This is a genomic window from Paenibacillus sp. IHB B 3415 (assembly GCF_000802655.2).
Classification (GTDB): domain Bacteria; phylum Bacillota; class Bacilli; order Paenibacillales; family Paenibacillaceae; genus Paenibacillus_AQ; species Paenibacillus_AQ phytohabitans.
In genome coordinates this window covers 36,373-53,548 of the sequence record NZ_JUEI01000026.1, presented here as the reverse complement: position 1 = coordinate 53,548, position 17,176 = coordinate 36,373, and the positions used below count along the sequence as shown (strand labels likewise).

Sequence of the window (17,176 nt, the reverse complement as noted above, 5' to 3'; positions counted from 1 at the left end):
GGCGGGGGGCCAGGCTTGTCTATGCGCGGAGATTACAGCTCCAGCTTGGCAATCTCACTTTTGAGCTTATCGGCGGATTGCTGGAACAGAAGCTGTTCTTCGTCACTGAGCGGAAGATCAAGTACTTCACGCACGCCGGAACGGTCTACAACACACGGAGCGCCGAGGAATACATCTGACACGCCGTTGTAGTTGTTCAGCAGTGTGGAGACATTCAGGACGGAGCCTTCATTGTTGAGGATGGAAGCAACAATCCGGTCCAGTGCCAGTGCGATTGCATAGGAGGTAGAGCCCTTGGCATCTATGATCTCGTAGGCGGCATTCTTGGTGTCCTCGAAGATCTCATCACGTTCGGCTTCATCGAAGCCCAGATCAATTCCCGCGACATTGGCGAGACTCCAGACCGGCAGCTCGGAATCGCCATGTTCACCGATGATTTGTCCATGAATACTGCGCGGATCGATTTCCTTATGAAGCCCAATCAGATAACGGAAGCGGGCGCTGTCCAGTACAGTACCGGAACCGATAACCCGTCTGCGGTCGAAGCCGCTGATCTTCAAGGTGGCATAGGACAGAATATCGACCGGATTTGTGGCAATCAGCAGGATAGCGTGATGATTGTATTTCGTGATTTTTTGGATGATATCTTTGAAGATCGAGATGTTCTTGCGCAGCAGGTCGATCCGGGTTTCACCAGGCTTCTGGGAGGCTCCGGCAGTGACGATGATGATGTCCGCTTCCTTGCAGTCCTCATAGGTGCCGGCCCACAGCTTCACACCGCCGACAAATGGCATGCCATGGTTCATATCCAGCGCTTCACCAAGCGCCTTCTGATGGTTCACATCGATGAGTACTAGTTCGGGCATGCGCTTACGCAGCAGCAGCGTATAGGCTGTCGTGGTTCCGACTGCACCGGTGCCGATCACTACGACACGATTGGGCTTAAATGGGGCCATTGTTAGATCTCCTCCAGCTTTCGAATTTTGAAATATAAGGGGTTTATGTGTTAAACACCATCATTCATCCTTATATTTCTCGCTGAAACGGTACCGTCCTATAGAAGGAAGGCAAAGCCGTTTCCACTTGCGGTCCAATCTTATCCATCATAATCTCTAGGGATAGTGTTTTCAAGCTGTCCGCTTTTAATCCATTACCCCAAAACGGGCATGCTAACAATGTATTTCTTATTATCCACTCAATCACTTGACAGGAGCGAATTTCAGAATGGATTTATTCCGCAAAAAACCGCTGGCTATTCCCCAGAATACCGGGGCGGAGAAACTTAGCAAGACACTGGGCGCAATAGATCTGACCATGCTCGGTGTAGGGGCCATTATCGGCACCGGAATTTTTGTAATGACGGGAGTGGCTGCTGCGGAGCATGCCGGACCGGGACTTGTGCTTTCCTTCATCATCGCCGGCTTTGCCTGTGTGTTGTCCGCACTGTGTTACTCCGAATTTGCTTCCACACTGCCCGTATCGGGCAGCGCTTATGCATACAGCTATGTCGCCTTCGGTGAACTGCTGGCCTGGATTCTCGGCTGGGATCTGGTGCTTGAATACGGCGTAGCCGCAGCGGCGGTAAGCAGCGGGTGGTCCGGTTATTTCCAGGGACTGCTGGAAGGCTTCGGCATTCATTTGCCCACCGCTTTGTCAGGGGCGTATAATGCAGATAAAGGGACCATTATTAATTTACCCGCAGTTGTCATTATCCTGCTTATCTCTTACCTGCTGACACGAGGGGTCAAGGAGACCGCCCGTTTCAATGCAGTGATGGTTGTGATCAAAATCTCGGTGGTGCTGCTGTTTATCGTCACCGGTATATTCTATGTGAAGCCGGAGAACTGGACGCCATTCCTGCCGTTTGGTTTCCATGGTGTGGTGAATGGTGCGGCAACCGTATTTTTTGCCTATATCGGATTTGATGCCATTTCGACTGCTGCCGAAGAAGTGAAGCGTCCGCAGCGTGATCTGCCGATCGGTATTATCTCGTCGCTTGCGATCTGTACCGTGCTCTATATCGCTGTATCCTTAGTACTTACGGGGATCGTGCCTTATCAGAACCTCAATGTAAGTGATCCGGTATCGTTCGCCCTGCGGTTCGTTGACCAGAATATGATCGCCGGTCTGATCTCTGTAGGTGCGATTGCCGGGATGACAACCGTGCTGCTCGTAATGCTGTTCGGTCAGACCCGTCTGCTGTTTGCCATTTCCCGTGACGGATTGCTGCCGCAGAGCTTGTCCAAGGTCAGCCCCAAAACACATACGCCGGTGCGCAGCACATGGATGGTCGGCGGACTGATTGCTGTTCTTACCGGCTTCGTCCCGCTTGACCGGCTGGCCAATCTGACCAGTATCGGAACCTTATTCGCCTTCCTGGTGGTTTCGCTGGGTGTTATTGTGCTCCGCCGTACGAAAACGGATCTCAGAAGAGGCTTCAAGGTTCCCTGGGTTCCGTTTATTCCGCTCCTTAGTGCGGCAACCTGCGGTTATCTAATGTATAATCTGGGAAGAGAAACTTGGATGGGCTTCCTGATCTGGCTTGCGGTAGGACTGCTAATCTATGGTCTGTATGGATACAAACGCAGTAATTTAAATACGAAGAAATAACGGATTAACGGGAAGAGGAGAGAGAGCATTGTCATCCACAGCTTCAGGTTACAAGGTTCTGAGAAGGGTGCTGCTGCTTCTCCTGACCTTACTTATTCTCTCGGCTTGTTCTTCTGCTCCCGCTCCCGAGCCTTCCCAGCCCCCGCAGCCGACGGAAGCGCCGGAAGAAGGGCAGATGATTACGGTCATCACACCGGATGCCAAGAACGTTGATAATGAGAATGCCCCGAAATATCAGATTCAGACCCGGCTGACAGACTTCAGGCTGCTTAACCCGTCAGCGGGAATAGCCTGGGGCGTCACCAAAAATGAGCTGCGCATGTATATGACCCTCGATAACGGCAAAACCTGGGCCAATATCTCGCCGGCTACGACTGTGCAGTTTCTGAGCAACCCGGTGTATGGCAAAGAGATCTTCTTCACCGATCCAAGCAACGGCTGGATTATACGAAGCTCTTTCGGCACGACCGAGACCGTGGTGCTGCGCACAACAGATGGGGGACACACCTGGAAAGTTTCTGCTTTTCCTGACACCAACACCTTGTCTTCGTTCTACTTCAGTTCACCGTCCCATGGCTGGGTGATGACTTCCTGGGATGCCAGCTCCACCAAAGAGAGCAAAGCCTTGTATGCTACGCAGGACGGCGGGGCAACCTGGGCCCTGGTCATGCAGAATGAACAGTATAATCCGAATCTGCCTAACAATACAATTCCACTGCCGGGCGTTACGACTGGAATGATATTTAAGGACGGGAGCCGTGGATTCGTAACGCTGCAGACCGGGGCACTGCCTAAGATCTATGTCACCAAAGACGGCGGAGCAACCTGGGCGGCAGGATCTGAATTTCTGGTCAACGAGAGCTTTGGAGGCTGTGACCGGGTCATTGCCGGTGAGCCTGAATTCTTCGGTACGGATCATACAAGCGGATGGCTGTCTGTAGGGTGTCAAAAAGAGAAAGAGGCCAGCATGACCTACAACGGCTATTTCACTGCAAACGGGGGAGAGAACTGGAAGTTTATCAACTTCAGCCGGCCGGCGTTGACGGGAATTAACCGGCATGTGGCACCTGAATTCCTCAGCTCGCAGGCGGGCTGGTCTTTAGAGGGGAACCTTTTGTACAAGACGATGAATCAGGGACAGACCTGGAGGGCACTTCCGGCCAGCAGTGTACTGCAGTCCAAGCTGCTTGAATATCCGGAAGTAGTGAAGCTGCAATTCATCTCGGATGATGTAGGCTGGCTGCTGATCCAGAAAGAAGAAGACCGCAGATCTATCCTGCTGCAGACTACGAATGGCGGAGTGAGCTGGCGGGTCATGTAAGGTAATTAAGAGGTTGTCCGCATTGGCGGGCAGCCTTTTCTTTTGAGAATACGGCCGCAAAGCCCTCTTAATATAAGGAAAAAACTTATTTAAAATTTTCTTTAAAAATGTGAAAAAAATCACATGACAAACTTTCAGTCCTGTGATATATTTAACACATAGAGAACAAGTTCATTTTTTCACAAACTTTCATCCCGAATAGGAGAGATTATTATGAAAACATTTGAAACGGATTATATGACAAGAAACCTGCTGCAATTGTGCTACAACTGTGACGATGCTCACCTGTGTGAAACGGAAGAACAATGCAGAGCTTGCTGGGCGGACAACGGTATGCTGCCGGAAGAAACAAGCGAAACCAGACAATTGCTAGATCTCGTACATGCTTAATGTGACCGCCTCTCTTGGTATAATGAAGACCATTTAAGTTCCCGGATATACGGGGATTTAGGTGGTCTTTTTGGCGTGCTGTCATCATCGCAAGTGAAGATTCTTCCGGAGCAGCCGGGGTTGTTACACATTTGTTATGCTGTCTTGAAGGGAAGAGGCATATACATGTAGAGAAGACCTGCAAAGGGCAGGAAATCTAACCAGATGGGAACAAGGGGGAAGAGACCATGGGAACGGGACCGGATCCATCCTGGATGTTTGATTTTACAGGAACGGTATTGCCGATATTCCTCGCTGTAGTCGTGGGGATTATCGCTGTGTCTGCAGGCAGAGGAATGCTTCAGTGGAGCCGGAACAATAATGCCCCCCTGCAGTCCATACCCGCCCGCATTGTCAGCAAGCGCAGCGAAGTCCGCCAGCAGCAGGCACAGGATGAGAGCAGCCGTACCAGCACAACCTATTACCTGACATATGAAGCGGAGGATGGCGTCCGGAGAGAGTTCAAGGTGGATGGCCAAGAATATGGCATGAGTGCTGAAGGGGACAGGGGGGTGCTGACGTATCAGGGTACAAGGTATCATGGCTTTCAGCGGCGCCCGCACTACTCCACAGCGGAGTAGTGAACAGGCTAGTTCATTGATAGTATGATGATTATTTGAAAAGCGTTCAGCAGCACCTCCTTGTTACCGTCAGCGGTGCAAGGGGGTATTTGGGTTGTGTTTGGCCCCTCGGCTCAATGCAGGTATTCACGGTATACAAAAGTATTGCTGCAGACCCGCAGGAAATTGGGCGGGGACTGTCACCTCTTAGGCGAATGCACATACAATACAGCGAGCAGTAAAGAACAACGGATGCTTGGCGTTACAGCTTTGTTCCATAACTGTCAATGAAGTGATTACAAGGAGGAGAACGCGTGGCCGTCATCAAAACGAACTCGGAGGATGTAAGGGTGCTTGCGCGGCTGATGCGGGCCGAGGCCGAAGAGGATGGGGAGTCAGGCATGCTGATGGTCGGTAATGTCGGGGTCAACCGGATCCTCGGCAACTGTCTGGACTTCAACAACATCCGCAGTGTGAATGATATGGTGTTCCAGAGCCCGGGCGGCTTTGAAGCCCCGCAGAAGGGGTACTTCTATCAGCGTGCAAGGGAGGCCGACATCCGTTTGGCAAAACGCGCTATCGCCGGGGAAAGAACTTGGCCTGCATCAAATGCGCTGTGGTTCTTCCGGCCTGTCGGGGCTTGTCCGGCCAACTGGTACAATCAGCAGAACACCGGCCGCTACAAGGCACACTGCTTCTTCACTCCGACCCAGGTAGATTGTCCGTCATTATTCTAGGTACGCTTAAGTAAATGCTAATCCAAATTCTAGGAGGTTATTCGTAAATGATCGTTCAACCCTACCGTCCCGTTACTTATACGATGGGCAGCAACCCAGCAGGTGGCATGAGCAATATGAACAACATGAACAACATGAACAATATGAACAACATGAACGGCATGGGCCCGATGAATACTATGGGTGCCATGAGCAATAAGGGAAGCATCGGAAACATGGGCACCATGGGTACTATGGGTACTATGGGTACTATGGGCAGCATGCCGCCACAGGTCACCAGCGGCAGCCCCATGACGCCAGCCGGAACCGTGGTCTCAACAACTGCACCGGTGTTCGAACAGTCTTATGTGGAGAACATCTTCCGCCTCAACCTTGGCAAGGTCGGCACCTTCTACTTCACCTATGAGAATAACAAAGACTGGAACGCCAAGGTCTACACCGGAGTGCTTGAAGCTGCCGGCCGCGACCATCTGATTATCAGCGACCGGGCGACCGGACAGCGGGTTGTGCTGCTGATGGTAAATTTCGATTATGCCACCTTTGAAGAGCCGCTTGTCTATCAATATCCGGGAGTTATCGGAAATCCGGCGGTTGTACGGAGCTGCCGATAAGCCTTTCTGGCCATTTATCCATAGAATAACGCAAAAACGGCTGTCCACCTTTGTTTGAAGGCGGTCAGCCGTTTCTTTTGCTACCGTGCGCACATATGCTGTATTTTTCGAGGGGACACGCATGCTTGCTGTTTCACCTAATATATTTATATAATAAAAGTATTATTTATAATCCGTGATTTATGTACAGGAGATGAAGGCATTGGGAAATTGATACGGAAAGGAACAGCTGGCATGATCCAGTCTGACATTTTGAACAAACGAAGGAGGTGGGCCTATCCGCCTGCACAGGAAACGGCGGATAGGAGTATAAATTGAGCGACCCTTTACCCGGTATATTAAATGTAGGTCTTATTATTTTGATTGTGCTGCTTAACGGTTTTTTTGTTTCGGTTGAGTATGCGATGGTGAAGGTGCGCAGCGGGCGCATCGATTCACTGATTGAGGAAGGCAGCAAGAGAGCCCCTGCAGCAAGAAAGATCGTTCATAATCTGGATGGTTATCTGTCGGCCTGTCAGCTTGGCATAACACTTGCCTCGCTTGCGCTAGGCTGGCTCGGAGAACCGGCGATTGCTACGATTGTGGGACCGGTTATTACGAACCTCGGCTTCGGAGAAACAACTGTTTTTGTGGTTTCGCTTATCATTGCCTTTATGTTCATCACTGTTCTGCATATTGTACTGGGCGAGCTTGCCCCGAAGACCATTGCGGTTAATAAAGCGGAGGCTGTACTTCTGCTTGCTGCAGGTCCGATGAATGTTTTTTACCGGATGATGTATCCCTTCATCTGGGTGGTTAACGGAATGGCACGCGGACTGCTGCGTATCTTCCGTCTGACGCCGGCATCGGAGCTGGCTACAGCTCATACGGAGGAAGAAATACGCATTCTGATGCAGGAGAGCAACAAAAGCGGATTGATCGACAACACGGAAATGACCCTGGTGGATAATATCTTCGAATTTGCCGACACGATGGCCAGGGAGATTATGATTCCGCGCACGGAAATGATCTGTCTCAACACACATCTGGAGACAGACGAGAATCTTGAAATTGCCTTTGACGGAATGAGAACCCGTTATCCGGTCTGCGACGGAGACAAGGACCATATTCTCGGCTTCATTCATATCAAGGATATGATCCGTGATAATGCACCCAAGTATAACGAATTGATCCGTCCGATATTGACTGTACCCGAATCGATTCAGATTAGCAGCCTCCTCAAGGTCATGCAGCGTGCCAAGACCCAAATCGCTATCCTGATTGATGAGTATGGCGGTACCTCGGGAATGGTTACTCTGGAGGATATTATGGAAGAGATTGTCGGAGAGATTCAGGATGAGTTCGACGAGGAACGTCCCGGCATCGAGAAGCTGGGGGAGGATGAGTTCTCTATCGACGGCCTGATGCTGATCGAGGAGATCAATGATACGCTCGGAATCCATATGGAGACGGATGATTACGATACGATTGGCGGCTGGCTGTATTCCAAGCTGGAGGTGAATCCTCCGCAAAAAGGCCAGACGGTGGAGTTCGACAATCATTTATTCGTGGTTGAAGAGACGGATAATAAGCGGATTTCCCGGATTAAGCTGCTGAAGGTGCAGTTTTTGACGGAGGAAGCCGGAGCTTAATTACTAGAAGATAAGAGCATGGCGCTATTACAGCGCTGTGCTTTTTTTGCATTCAGGGGCTCCTGTTTTGGCAGCGCTTCCCTTAGGGAAAACTGTCTTTCCCATTAGGCACAATCTACGATTCGACTGGTTTCGCCCAGGGTAAGATAGTGTAACTAGGTGAAATGCAATATCTTGAAGTTCATGAAAGGAGAGAGGCCTATGGAGCATCATCCGAATCATTACAATGATCTGCTTGTCCTCTTATCTATTGCTATAGCATTTCTATCGTGCTTCACAGCCCTGGACCTGGCGGAACGGCTGCTCCGTGGCCGCAAGGGGAATCTCTATATTCTGCTTATCTCTGTAGTGCTGGGCACTGGGATGTGGAGTATGCATTTTATCGGAATGCGGGCGATGGATATAGGAGTTCCGGTATCGTATGATCTGCTGCTGCTTGTGTTCTCGCTGATCATTCCTGTGGCCGCTTCTTATATGCTGTTCGTAATGCTTGGCAACCCCCATACCCGCGGCCGTGTCTATCTGGGACTTGGCGGCATGCTGTTCAGCAGCGGAATCCTGATCATGCATTTCAGCGGCATTCTGGCGATGAAGCTCTCGGCAACGTATGAACAAGGGTTCTTTTCCATTATCCTGTCTATCCTGTTCGCCCTGGTTGTCCCTGTAATTACTGCATCCTACGACCCGAAATGGCTGGAGAATGCCTACAATATGCTTAGTGTCAAAAAACTGCTGCTCGTGTTAACCCTGACCGGAGCGTTCACAGGAATACATTATTCTGCAATGGCCGGTGCATCCTTCACAGTAGTTGACTCATTCTTGTATACAGGTCGCGCTCCGCTCTTGGATGATTCACTGCTGGGCATCATTCTGGGCGGTTCCTTCTTGTTCATTGTGACGATTGTGCTTGGCCTGCTCTATAGGGACCGGCAGCATGTGCTCCGCTTTGCAGCGTTTAATGAGCAGCGTTATATGGCCTTGTTCGAGCATAGCCCGGATATGGTGCTGTGTATTGATCCGGCCCTTAAGAAGATCATCAGTGCCAATCCTGCCCTGCGGCATACCACCGGATATGGAAGAGAAGAACTGGGGGAATTCAAGAACATCCTGTACAGTGCCAGGGATGAAGCCGCGGTCAAGGAAGCTGTGCGCAATGCCTCCCAAGGAAAGTCCTCCAAGCTGGAGCTGAAGGTTATCACCAAAGACGGCCAGCAGATGATCTGCAGCGTAACGGTGTTTCCATTGCTTCATAATAAGGAACAGCTGGTCTATATCGTTGCCGAGGATGTCACTGCCCTGATGCAATACCAGCATGAACTGATTCAGGCCCGGGATGCGGCAGAGAGTGCTGCCAGGATGAAAAGCGAGTTTCTGGCGACGATGAGCCATGAAATCCGTACACCGCTGAACGGAATTATCGGCATCAATCAGCTGCTGGCCGAAGAGATCAGCAAGCCCGAGCATCTGGAGCTGCTGAAGCTGCAGAGTACCAGCAGCCAGGCATTGCTCCATGTAATGAGTGATGTTCTCGATATCTCCCGCCTGGAAGCAGATGGTCTCGTGTTGAACCAGGAGCCGTTTCAACTGACTGTGCTGCTGCAGGAGTGTATGGATCTGTTCGAAGTGATCACCAGAGACAAGCAATTGTCATTTGTGCTGTCGGTAGAAGAGGGGCTTCCCGGCAAGTTCGTGGGAGACATTGCGCGGATCCGTCAGATCCTGGTTAATTTAATCGGCAATGCTGTGAAATTCACTCCTTCGGGAGCGGTTACAGTTACTGTTGAATCCTGCGGTCTGAAGGGAGCGTCTCAGACGCTGCAATTCAAAGTGCATGATACAGGCATTGGCATTCCGCCGGATAAGCTGCAGCTACTGTTCCAATCCTTTTCCCAGGTGGATGCTTCCCACACGCGTAAATACCCCGGTACCGGTCTGGGATTGGCCATTTGCAAGAAGCTGGTGGAGCTTATGCAGGGAGAAATATGGGCGGAACCGGCGCCGGGCGGCGGGACCCAGTTCTTTTTCAGAATTGTACTACAGTCACAGGATTCATCGCCGGAGCTGATTTACAACCAAGAAAATGAAGACAGCGGAGTGCCTGCGGCAACCAAAGCTGTATAATGTAGGGTTTGCCAAGGAGAGAACTTTAATTATATAATTTTAAAGTAACTTATCTTTTATCACGACAGTCCTATGGACAGAAAGGAACTCTCTTTGAGCAAACCGAAAAAGAACAATGTCGCGCTTCCCCAGATGAGCAAGCAGGAGAAACGCCGGGCAGAGCAGGAGCAGCAGAAGCAGAAAACGAGAATTCTGATCGTGAGTACAGTGGCTTTAGTCGTTATTATTTTTGTAGGATTATTCATGCTGGCCTCGAAGGACGGCTCAACCACAGGATCTGCTGCGGCTCCCGTTGACTTCAATTACAGTGAAATGGCACGGCTGGGCAAAGAAGATGCTCCAGTCAAAATCGTTGAATTCGGCGATTACAAATGTCCGGCTTGCGCCCAGTTCACCGGGGTCATTAAACCGCAAATCGTTCAGGAGTATGTCAATCAGGATAAAGCAGCCTTTTACTTCGTCAACCTGGCCTTTATTGGTACGGATTCGAGAACAGCCTCACTTGCGGCACTCTCCGTATACCATCAGAATCAGGAGGCTTTCTGGAAATTCTTCGATGCTATCTATGCTAACCAGGGTGAAGAAAAGGTGGAGTGGGCAACACCGGACTTCCTGGTAAGTCTGGCACAGCAATTAGAACTGCCCATTGACTTCGACCTGCTGCGTAAGGATATTGAAGACAAGACCTACGAAAGCGAACTGGAGAGAGATATCCAGCTTGGCACAGACACCGGCATAACCAACACGCCATCACTGTTTGTCAATGGAGTCAAGGTGAATGAACCTTTTAATATGGAGGAAATCGATGCTCAAATCCAGGTAGCTGCGGAAGCTGTGGCTGCACAATGAATAAATTCTCTGCATTCTGCCGCCGGAATTGTCTCTACTTGGCCTGGTTCGTCTCGGTTGTTGCTGTAGCAGGCAGTCTGTATCTCAGTGAAGTGCTGAAATATGAGCCCTGCAAGCTATGCTGGTTTCAGCGGATATTTATGTACCCGCAGCTGATTTTGCTCGGAATCGCCACTTACCGGGGGGATAAGCGCATTATCCCTTATGTCCTTCCCTTAAGTTTGATAGGCGGAAGCATTTCGATCTATCATTATGCGGAGCAGAAAATTCCGGCACTCAGCAAGGTGCTTCCATGTACAATCGGTGTGCCGTGCAACACGGATTATCTGAATTATTTCGGATTCATTACCATCCCGCTGCTGGCACTCATTGCGTTCGCATTAATAACAATTCTGCTATGGACAGGGCGTAAAGAGGATGCAGGTGAGTAAGAAGCCGTCAGGCAGAGTGAAGAGTATATATTCCCTTAAATTGAGTGTAAATTATTAAGCAGAAATGCTGTAAAATCACGCGATAAAGGGATAATGAAAGAGAATGAAAGATCAAGACATACCGGATCGTGGATTTGGTTGTTTTGGTTGTTTTTCATTCTTTTTTCATTTGTTTCAACGCTTTACGGAAGAGGCATTGTAGATTAATATTAGTCCTTGTGAGAAGTTGAATATGCGCTGAATTTTCCGGAAGGAAAAACGGGGGAACCAAACTTGGCCGAGTGCCAACGGGGTGAATCGGAAGCGGGTCAGCAGACTCGAAAACCGTAGGGCTACCACAGCCCGAATCCGCCAGCTAACCTCGTAAGCAATAGTGGGATAATGACCATGCACTCAAGGCATGCGGATCATTTCCGTATGCTTATTTTTGTGCCTGCATTTATGAAATCCACTTATGAAAACAGCGCGCGGTACTGCCGTTTCAACTTAACAAAGAGAGGAACTGTTACTACAATGGTAAGCAAGGTAAAACGACTATTGATCGGGCGTCCGATGAAGTCGAACGAACTCGATCATGAAAAGTTATCCAAGGTGAAAGCACTGGCTGTCCTGTCTTCTGATGCGCTCTCGTCTGTAGCCTACGGAACAGAACAAATCTTAATCGTACTTGTGGCCGCAGGTTTCACAGCTATCTGGTACTCATTGCCAATTGCATTAGCCGTATTGGGCCTGCTGGCCATCTTAATCCTGTCTTATCGGCAGACCATTTTTGCTTATCCGCAGGGCGGGGGCGCCTATATCGTCGCCAAAACCAATCTCGGGGTTCATACCGGCCTGCTTGCCGGCGGCTCTTTGCTGGTCGATTATATTCTAACGGTAGCGGTAAGCGCCTCGGCGGGAACGGACGCGATCACATCAGCGTTCCCGGGTCTTCATAATCATAGTGTACTTATAGCGGTTACTGTCATTCTGCTCTTAACGATTGTAAATCTGCGGGGTGTTACTGAATCAGCTTCATTCATAGCCATTCCGGTATATCTGTTCGTCGTCTCCATCTTTGTGCTGATTATCGCGGGAGTCTTCAAGTATGCAACCGGCGGTGCTCATGCCCAGGTTCCTGAGATCGGCTCGGCGGTATCGAACGTCAGTATGTTCCTTCTGCTCAAGGCCTTCAGCTCCGGCTGTTCGGCACTGACCGGGGTAGAAGCGGTCTCCAATGCGATCCCTAACTTCAAAGCACCGGCTGAGAAAAATGCGGCTAAAACGCTGATGCTGATGGGTCTGATTCTCGGGGCTATGTTCACGGGGATTACGCTTTTGGCATATTGGTACGGTATCATGCCGGACGAGAAAGCAACGGTTGTGTCACAGATTACCGAGTCTACCTTTGGCCGCGGCGGTTTGTACTTCTTCATCCAAGGAATCACCGCAGTAATCTTGTTCCTGGCGGCGAATACAGCGTATTCGGCCTTCCCGCTGCTGGCGTTCATGTTCGCCAAAGACAAATATTTACCCCATGCCTTCATGGTGCGCGGAGACCGGCTGGGATTCTCCAACGGCATTATTTTCCTCGGCATAATGTCGGCTGTGCTGGTAGCCGCTTTTCACGGAAATACCGAAGGGTTGATTCCATTATACGCCGTTGGGGTATTCATTCCGTTTACCCTTTCACAGCTTGGCATGATGGTCCAGTGGTACAGAACCAAGCCTAAGGGCTGGCAGAGCAAATTCGCTGTGAATACAGTAGGCATGCTCACAACCTTAACCATTACGCTCATCTTCATTATTACTAAATTCTCGAGTGTATGGATGGCCTTCATCTTCCTGCCGCTTGTAATCATCGTGTTCCACCGGATTCACCGTCATTATATGAATATTGCCGATCAGCTGCGCATTTGTCCGGCTACGGATAAACCTTGCATTAAAGGAAGCACGGTGGTTGTACCTGTTGCCGGTGTCACCCGCGCGGTACTGCATTCGATCAGCTATGCGAAGTCATTGACTGAGAATGTGGTGGCTGTATATGTTGGATTCGATGAAGAAGAGATTCACAAAATGGAACAGAAGTGGGAAGAGTGGAACCCTGGGGTGCGCCTGATTGTACTCCGCTCGCGTTACCGTAGCATCATCCGCCCGCTGGTGAAATTCATCGATACGGTGGAGTGGAAAACCGCTTCAACAGATCATATTACTGTACTCATTCCGCAATTTGTTACGAAGCATTGGTGGCAGGCGATTCTGCATAATCAGACCAGCTTGTTCATCCGCTCTTATCTGATGAATCAGAAGGATATCGTTATAGCAACTGTGCCGTATCATTTGCACAAATAGACATACCCTTTATATGTAAAACGGTTGTTTCCGCAGCTTGCGGGAATAGCCGTTTTTTGTTATGCGTAGTGTGAGTTTACATGGATTCAGATAATTTAGTTGACAGAGAGAATGAGAATCAATATCATCAGTTTATGTGAGGCGAAGGCCACAATCACCTTTGACCAATAATGAATGTATATACAGGAGGGGTATTTAATGTTTTCGTTCAACCTGCAAAGATCAACGAGCATGAAGCTGGCTATGGCCGGACTTATGACCACAACGTTGTTACTATCCGCGTGCGGAAATAACAATGCAGCCAATAACGGAGCTGCCGCAACTACGGCACCTGCAGAAGCTACAACTGCACCGGCAGAAACAACAGCTCCAGCGGTAGAGCAAACAGTAACGGATGCCATGGGACATAAAGTTACTATCCCAGCGAACCCGCAGCGTGTGCTTGCTTCTTATCTGGAAGATTACCTGGTCGCACTCGGTGTGACTCCGGTTGCCCAATGGTCCGTGACAAACGGCACTCAGGATTACCTCGCAGCTGAGCTTAAAGATATTCCAACCATAAGCTATGACCTTCCACTCGAAGCCGTAACTAGTTTCGCACCGGACTTCACCATTGTACAATCGGAAGGCACTGTCCAGAACGGTCTGTATGACCAGTTGAACAAAATCGCACCTACGTATGTACTCGGCGATGAGATCAGCAAAGACTGGCGCAAATCGCTGCTCAAGATCGGTGAGCTGCTGAACAAAACGCCTGAAGCTGAAGCAGCCATTGATGCCTATGATCAAAAAGCGGCGGATGCCAAAACAAAAATCTCCGCTGCGATCGGCGATGAGTCCGTTGCCATTCTCTGGCTGGTATCCAAAAACTTCTATATAGTAGATGAAACCCGCAGCAGCGGGGCAGTCCTGTATGGTGATCTTGGCCTGAAGCTTCCGAATCTGGTTACCGAAATTCCTGCTGAGTCCAGAGCAACGTGGAATCCCATTTCACTTGAGAAATTGTCTGAGCTGACTGCAGATCATATCATCCTTGTGAACAGTGATGGAGCGGATGCTGCTGAAGTTACGGATGGCGCGATCTGGAAGGGGATTCCGGCTGTTAAGGCGGGGAATGTTCATGAGTTTGGCAGATCAACCAGCTGGCTGTACAGCGGTCCTATAGCTAACTCCAAAACAATTGATGATGCTCTGAGCAGTCTTGTAAAATAAGCAGCGTTCAAAATGCCGGTAATCAGCCTTTGCCGGTAGAGAGTGTGCAGGTCCTTGTATCCCCGGATACGATGATCTGCACCTTTTTTAAAATGGAGCGATAGATGAGGGCGTCCAACATAGATTACGCGTTATCTGCTTGTACAATATTCATATATTTGCGATAATGAGAATGATAATCAATTAGAAGCAAGTAATAATCCTGTTAAGGAGACGGCTTATGGTTTCATCCACACGTTCTAACTTCAATCCTTCTACGGCTGCAGGGGATAAACCCATCAAGTCGCGGCCGGTGGCTGCAGCTACGATACTGCTGCTCGGAATAGCCGCCATCGTCTTCGGGCTGATGTTGTCTGTATCGGTAGGAGCGGCAGATATCCGGCTGGCTACGGTATGGGAAGCTGTCTTCCGCTTCAATCCGGAGCTGGCGCAGCATCAGGTCATCCGGGAACTGCGAATCCCCCGCGCTTTGGCCGGAGCGCTGGTGGGTGCATGTTTTGCTGTTGCCGGCGCGATCATGCAGGGGATGACCCGGAATCCGCTGGCGGATTCGGGGCTGCTGGGACTCAACGCCGGAGCCGGTGTCGGCCTGGCATTGGCTTTCGCCTTTGCGCCTTCGCTATCTTTCATGTATATCATGATCTACTGCTTCATTGGAGCGGCTGTGGCATCGCTCTTAGTCTTCGGCATCGGATCGCTGTCCCATAGCGGGCTGACACCGCTACGCCTGACCTTAGCGGGTGCGGCGGTCAGTGCCATGCTGCTGGCGGTCAGCCAAGGCATCGCCATTCTGTATCACCTCTCCCAGGATATCGCTTTCTGGATGGCAGGCGGGATTGGCGGAGCGAACTGGACACAGCTCAAGATTATGTCCCCCTGGGTTGCAGGTGCGCTTATCGGGTCGCTGGTGCTCTCACGTTCCATCACGCTGTTAAGCCTGGGAAGGGATGTTGCCGCAGGACTGGGGCAGCGCACACGGCTGGTACAGACCGCAGGGATGATCATTGTGGTCATTCTTGCCGGAGCGGCGGTCTCGACGGTGGGGCCGATTGCTTTTGTCGGATTAATGATTCCGCATATTACCCGTTATCTGGTGGGGGTGGATTACCGCTGGATCATTCCTTGCTCTGCAGTACTCGGGAGCGTGCTGATCCTCTTTGCCGATATCGCTGCGAGAATGATTAATGCGCCTTATGAAACACCGATAGGTGCCCTGATTGCAGTAATCGGCGTACCGTTCTTCATCTATCTGGCCAGCAAGCGCAAGGGGGAGCTGTAATGAACAGGGCAATGTCTGTACCCTCAGCGAAATCGCGCCGCACCAGAGAAGCCGGTATTCTAACCCTGCTTGCTGCACTTATCGTCATTGTTTTTATTGTCAGTATGAATACCGGCTTCATGCGCTTATCACCACTTGATGTTCTACATACTCTGCTCGGCGAAGGAACGAAGCAGCAGAAGCTGATTCTGTTTGATTTCCGGCTGCCGCGTATAGTGATCTCACTGCTCATCGGGGCGGGTTTCGCAGTATCCGGATCTATTCTGCAAGGCTTGTCGCGCAATGCTCTCGCTGAACCCTCTACCTTAGGGATCAACGCCGGAGCGGGATTCGCAGTGCTGATCTTCATTTCATTTGTCCCGGCAACCACGGCGGGGCCCATCTTTGTTCTTCCGCTGCTGGCGCTGGCAGGTGCCGCGCTTACGGCCACGCTGATCTATTTTCTCTCCTACCGGAGAGCCGACGGACTCTCGCCGACACGGCTGATCCTGATCGGTATTGCCGTGGGTGCCGGCATTTACGCTTTTCAGCTGATCCTGTCGTTAAGACTGGACCCGCAGAATTATCAGTTCGTAGCCATCTGGCTGGCCGGCAAAATCTGGGGCGGAGACTGGCGCTTTGTGCTGGCACTGCTCCCCTGGATCCTGATCCTGCTGCCCTTCGCGTTCTACAAGGCCCGGGTGCTAAATGTACTGAATCTGGGGGATGAGACCTCCAAAGGACTTGGGCTGCCGCTGGAGCGGGAACGTCTGCTGCTCTTGGCTGCTGCTGTGGCTCTCGCAGGCGCCTGCGTCTCGGTCAGCGGAGGCATCGGCTTTGTCGGACTGATTGCACCGCATCTCGCCCGCAGACTTGTAGGCCCGCGTCATCAGATCATGCTGCCTGCAGCCGCTTTGATAGGCGCGCTGCTGCTGCTCACCGCAGACACCATCGGGCGCTGGATTCTGCAGCCTACAGAGATACCTACAGGTATCGTGGTGGCGATCATCGGCGCCCCGTACTTTTTATATCTTTTGGCAAAATCTAAGGCTTAACATAGGCATTCATAGGCTAA

Annotated in this window: 15 protein-coding genes and 1 riboswitch; of the genes, 14 read left to right on the top strand and 1 reads right to left on the bottom strand. The window is 50.7% G+C overall.

Going from position 1 to position 17,176, the window contains the following annotated elements; translation table 11 throughout:
• Nucleotides 1-32: 32 nt before the first annotated feature.
• Nucleotides 33-956, bottom strand: coding sequence for an L-lactate dehydrogenase (locus tag QW71_RS13965; RefSeq protein ID WP_039298976.1), 924 nt, complete (start codon nucleotides 954-956; stop codon nucleotides 33-35).
• Nucleotides 957-1,224: 268 nt separating this feature from the next.
• On the opposite strand from QW71_RS13965, the gene QW71_RS13960 reads away from it, so the two are divergent.
• The 14 genes from QW71_RS13960 to QW71_RS13900 all read left to right on the top strand — a co-directional run bounded on the left by QW71_RS13960 (nucleotide 1,225) and on the right by QW71_RS13900 (nucleotide 17,156).
• Entirely contained in the window at nucleotides 1,225-2,610 is a 1,386-nt protein-coding gene (locus QW71_RS13960; protein WP_039298973.1) for an APC family permease, read from the top strand.
• 28 nt (nucleotides 2,611-2,638) lie between these two features.
• A complete protein-coding gene (locus QW71_RS13955) occupies nucleotides 2,639-3,931 on the top strand; it encodes a YCF48-related protein (protein WP_047013776.1) in 1,293 nt (430 codons plus the stop codon).
• A 213-nt stretch (nucleotides 3,932-4,144) separates the two neighbouring features.
• A complete protein-coding gene (locus QW71_RS40930; protein WP_171715899.1) occupies nucleotides 4,145-4,321 on the top strand; it encodes a hypothetical protein in 177 nt (58 codons plus the stop codon).
• Nucleotides 4,322-4,548: 227 nt separating this feature from the next.
• Nucleotides 4,549-4,941: a DUF2500 domain-containing protein gene (locus QW71_RS13950; RefSeq protein WP_039298970.1), complete on the top strand. Its 393-nt coding sequence runs from the start codon at nucleotides 4,549-4,551 to the stop codon at nucleotides 4,939-4,941.
• A gap of 293 nt (nucleotides 4,942-5,234) precedes the next feature.
• Nucleotides 5,235-5,657, top strand: a complete 423-nt coding sequence (locus QW71_RS13945) for a cell wall hydrolase (protein ID WP_039298967.1) — start codon at nucleotides 5,235-5,237, stop codon at nucleotides 5,655-5,657.
• A gap of 215 nt (nucleotides 5,658-5,872) precedes the next feature.
• A complete protein-coding gene (gene gerQ / locus QW71_RS13940) occupies nucleotides 5,873-6,268 on the top strand; it encodes a spore coat protein GerQ (protein WP_235441461.1) in 396 nt (131 codons plus the stop codon).
• 314 nt (nucleotides 6,269-6,582) lie between these two features.
• Nucleotides 6,583-7,899: a hemolysin family protein gene (locus tag QW71_RS13935; RefSeq protein WP_039298964.1), complete on the top strand. Its 1,317-nt coding sequence runs from the start codon at nucleotides 6,583-6,585 to the stop codon at nucleotides 7,897-7,899.
• A 201-nt stretch (nucleotides 7,900-8,100) separates the two neighbouring features.
• Nucleotides 8,101-10,020 carry an ATP-binding protein gene (locus tag QW71_RS13930; RefSeq protein WP_052770022.1) on the top strand — a complete coding sequence of 640 codons (1,920 nt, stop codon included), beginning with the start codon at nucleotides 8,101-8,103 and terminating at the stop codon, nucleotides 10,018-10,020.
• A gap of 93 nt (nucleotides 10,021-10,113) precedes the next feature.
• Nucleotides 10,114-10,869: a DsbA family protein gene (locus QW71_RS13925; RefSeq protein WP_052770021.1), complete on the top strand. Its 756-nt coding sequence runs from the start codon at nucleotides 10,114-10,116 to the stop codon at nucleotides 10,867-10,869.
• Nucleotides 10,866-11,300 carry a disulfide oxidoreductase gene (locus QW71_RS13920; RefSeq protein WP_039298958.1) on the top strand — a complete coding sequence of 145 codons (435 nt, stop codon included), beginning with the start codon at nucleotides 10,866-10,868 and terminating at the stop codon, nucleotides 11,298-11,300. Before QW71_RS13925 ends, QW71_RS13920 begins: the two co-directional genes overlap by 4 nt.
• 225 nt (nucleotides 11,301-11,525) lie before the next feature.
• Nucleotides 11,526-11,685: riboswitch (cyclic di-AMP (ydaO/yuaA leader) on the top strand.
• Nucleotides 11,686-11,813: 128 nt separating this feature from the next.
• Nucleotides 11,814-13,631: an APC family permease gene (locus tag QW71_RS13915; RefSeq protein WP_039298955.1), complete on the top strand. Its 1,818-nt coding sequence runs from the start codon at nucleotides 11,814-11,816 to the stop codon at nucleotides 13,629-13,631.
• Between the two features lie 198 nt (nucleotides 13,632-13,829).
• Nucleotides 13,830-14,843: an iron-hydroxamate ABC transporter substrate-binding protein gene (locus QW71_RS13910; protein ID WP_083442547.1), complete on the top strand. Its 1,014-nt coding sequence runs from the start codon at nucleotides 13,830-13,832 to the stop codon at nucleotides 14,841-14,843.
• Nucleotides 14,844-15,063: 220 nt separating this feature from the next.
• On the top strand, nucleotides 15,064-16,122 hold the full coding sequence (locus QW71_RS13905) for an iron ABC transporter permease (protein ID WP_039298952.1): 1,059 nt from the start codon (nucleotides 15,064-15,066) through the stop codon (nucleotides 16,120-16,122).
• Between the two features lie 11 nt (nucleotides 16,123-16,133).
• Nucleotides 16,134-17,156, top strand: coding sequence for a FecCD family ABC transporter permease (locus tag QW71_RS13900; RefSeq protein WP_373604765.1), 1,023 nt, complete (start codon nucleotides 16,134-16,136; stop codon nucleotides 17,154-17,156).
• The last annotated feature ends 20 nt before the right edge of the window (nucleotides 17,157-17,176 follow it).

Excerpts from the sequence above, each read along its gene's own strand:
- QW71_RS13965 (WP_039298976.1), bottom strand. The coding sequence starts at position 956 with ATGGCCCCATTTAAGCCCAATCGTGTCGTAGTGATCGGCACCGGTGCA.
- QW71_RS13960 (WP_039298973.1), top strand. The coding sequence starts at position 1,225 with ATGGATTTATTCCGCAAAAAACCGCTGGCTATTCCCCAGAATACCGGG.
- QW71_RS40930 (WP_171715899.1), top strand. The coding sequence starts at position 4,145 with ATGAAAACATTTGAAACGGATTATATGACAAGAAACCTGCTGCAATTG.
- QW71_RS13950 (WP_039298970.1), top strand. The coding sequence starts at position 4,549 with ATGGGAACGGGACCGGATCCATCCTGGATGTTTGATTTTACAGGAACG.
- gerQ (WP_235441461.1), top strand. The coding sequence starts at position 5,873 with ATGGGCACCATGGGTACTATGGGTACTATGGGTACTATGGGCAGCATG.
- QW71_RS13930 (WP_052770022.1), top strand. The coding sequence starts at position 8,101 with ATGGAGCATCATCCGAATCATTACAATGATCTGCTTGTCCTCTTATCT.
- QW71_RS13920 (WP_039298958.1), top strand. The coding sequence starts at position 10,866 with ATGAATAAATTCTCTGCATTCTGCCGCCGGAATTGTCTCTACTTGGCC.
- QW71_RS13915 (WP_039298955.1), top strand. The coding sequence starts at position 11,814 with ATGGTAAGCAAGGTAAAACGACTATTGATCGGGCGTCCGATGAAGTCG.
- QW71_RS13910 (WP_083442547.1), top strand. The coding sequence starts at position 13,830 with ATGTTTTCGTTCAACCTGCAAAGATCAACGAGCATGAAGCTGGCTATG.
- QW71_RS13905 (WP_039298952.1), top strand. The coding sequence starts at position 15,064 with ATGGTTTCATCCACACGTTCTAACTTCAATCCTTCTACGGCTGCAGGG.
- QW71_RS13900 (WP_373604765.1), top strand. The coding sequence starts at position 16,134 with ATGTCTGTACCCTCAGCGAAATCGCGCCGCACCAGAGAAGCCGGTATT.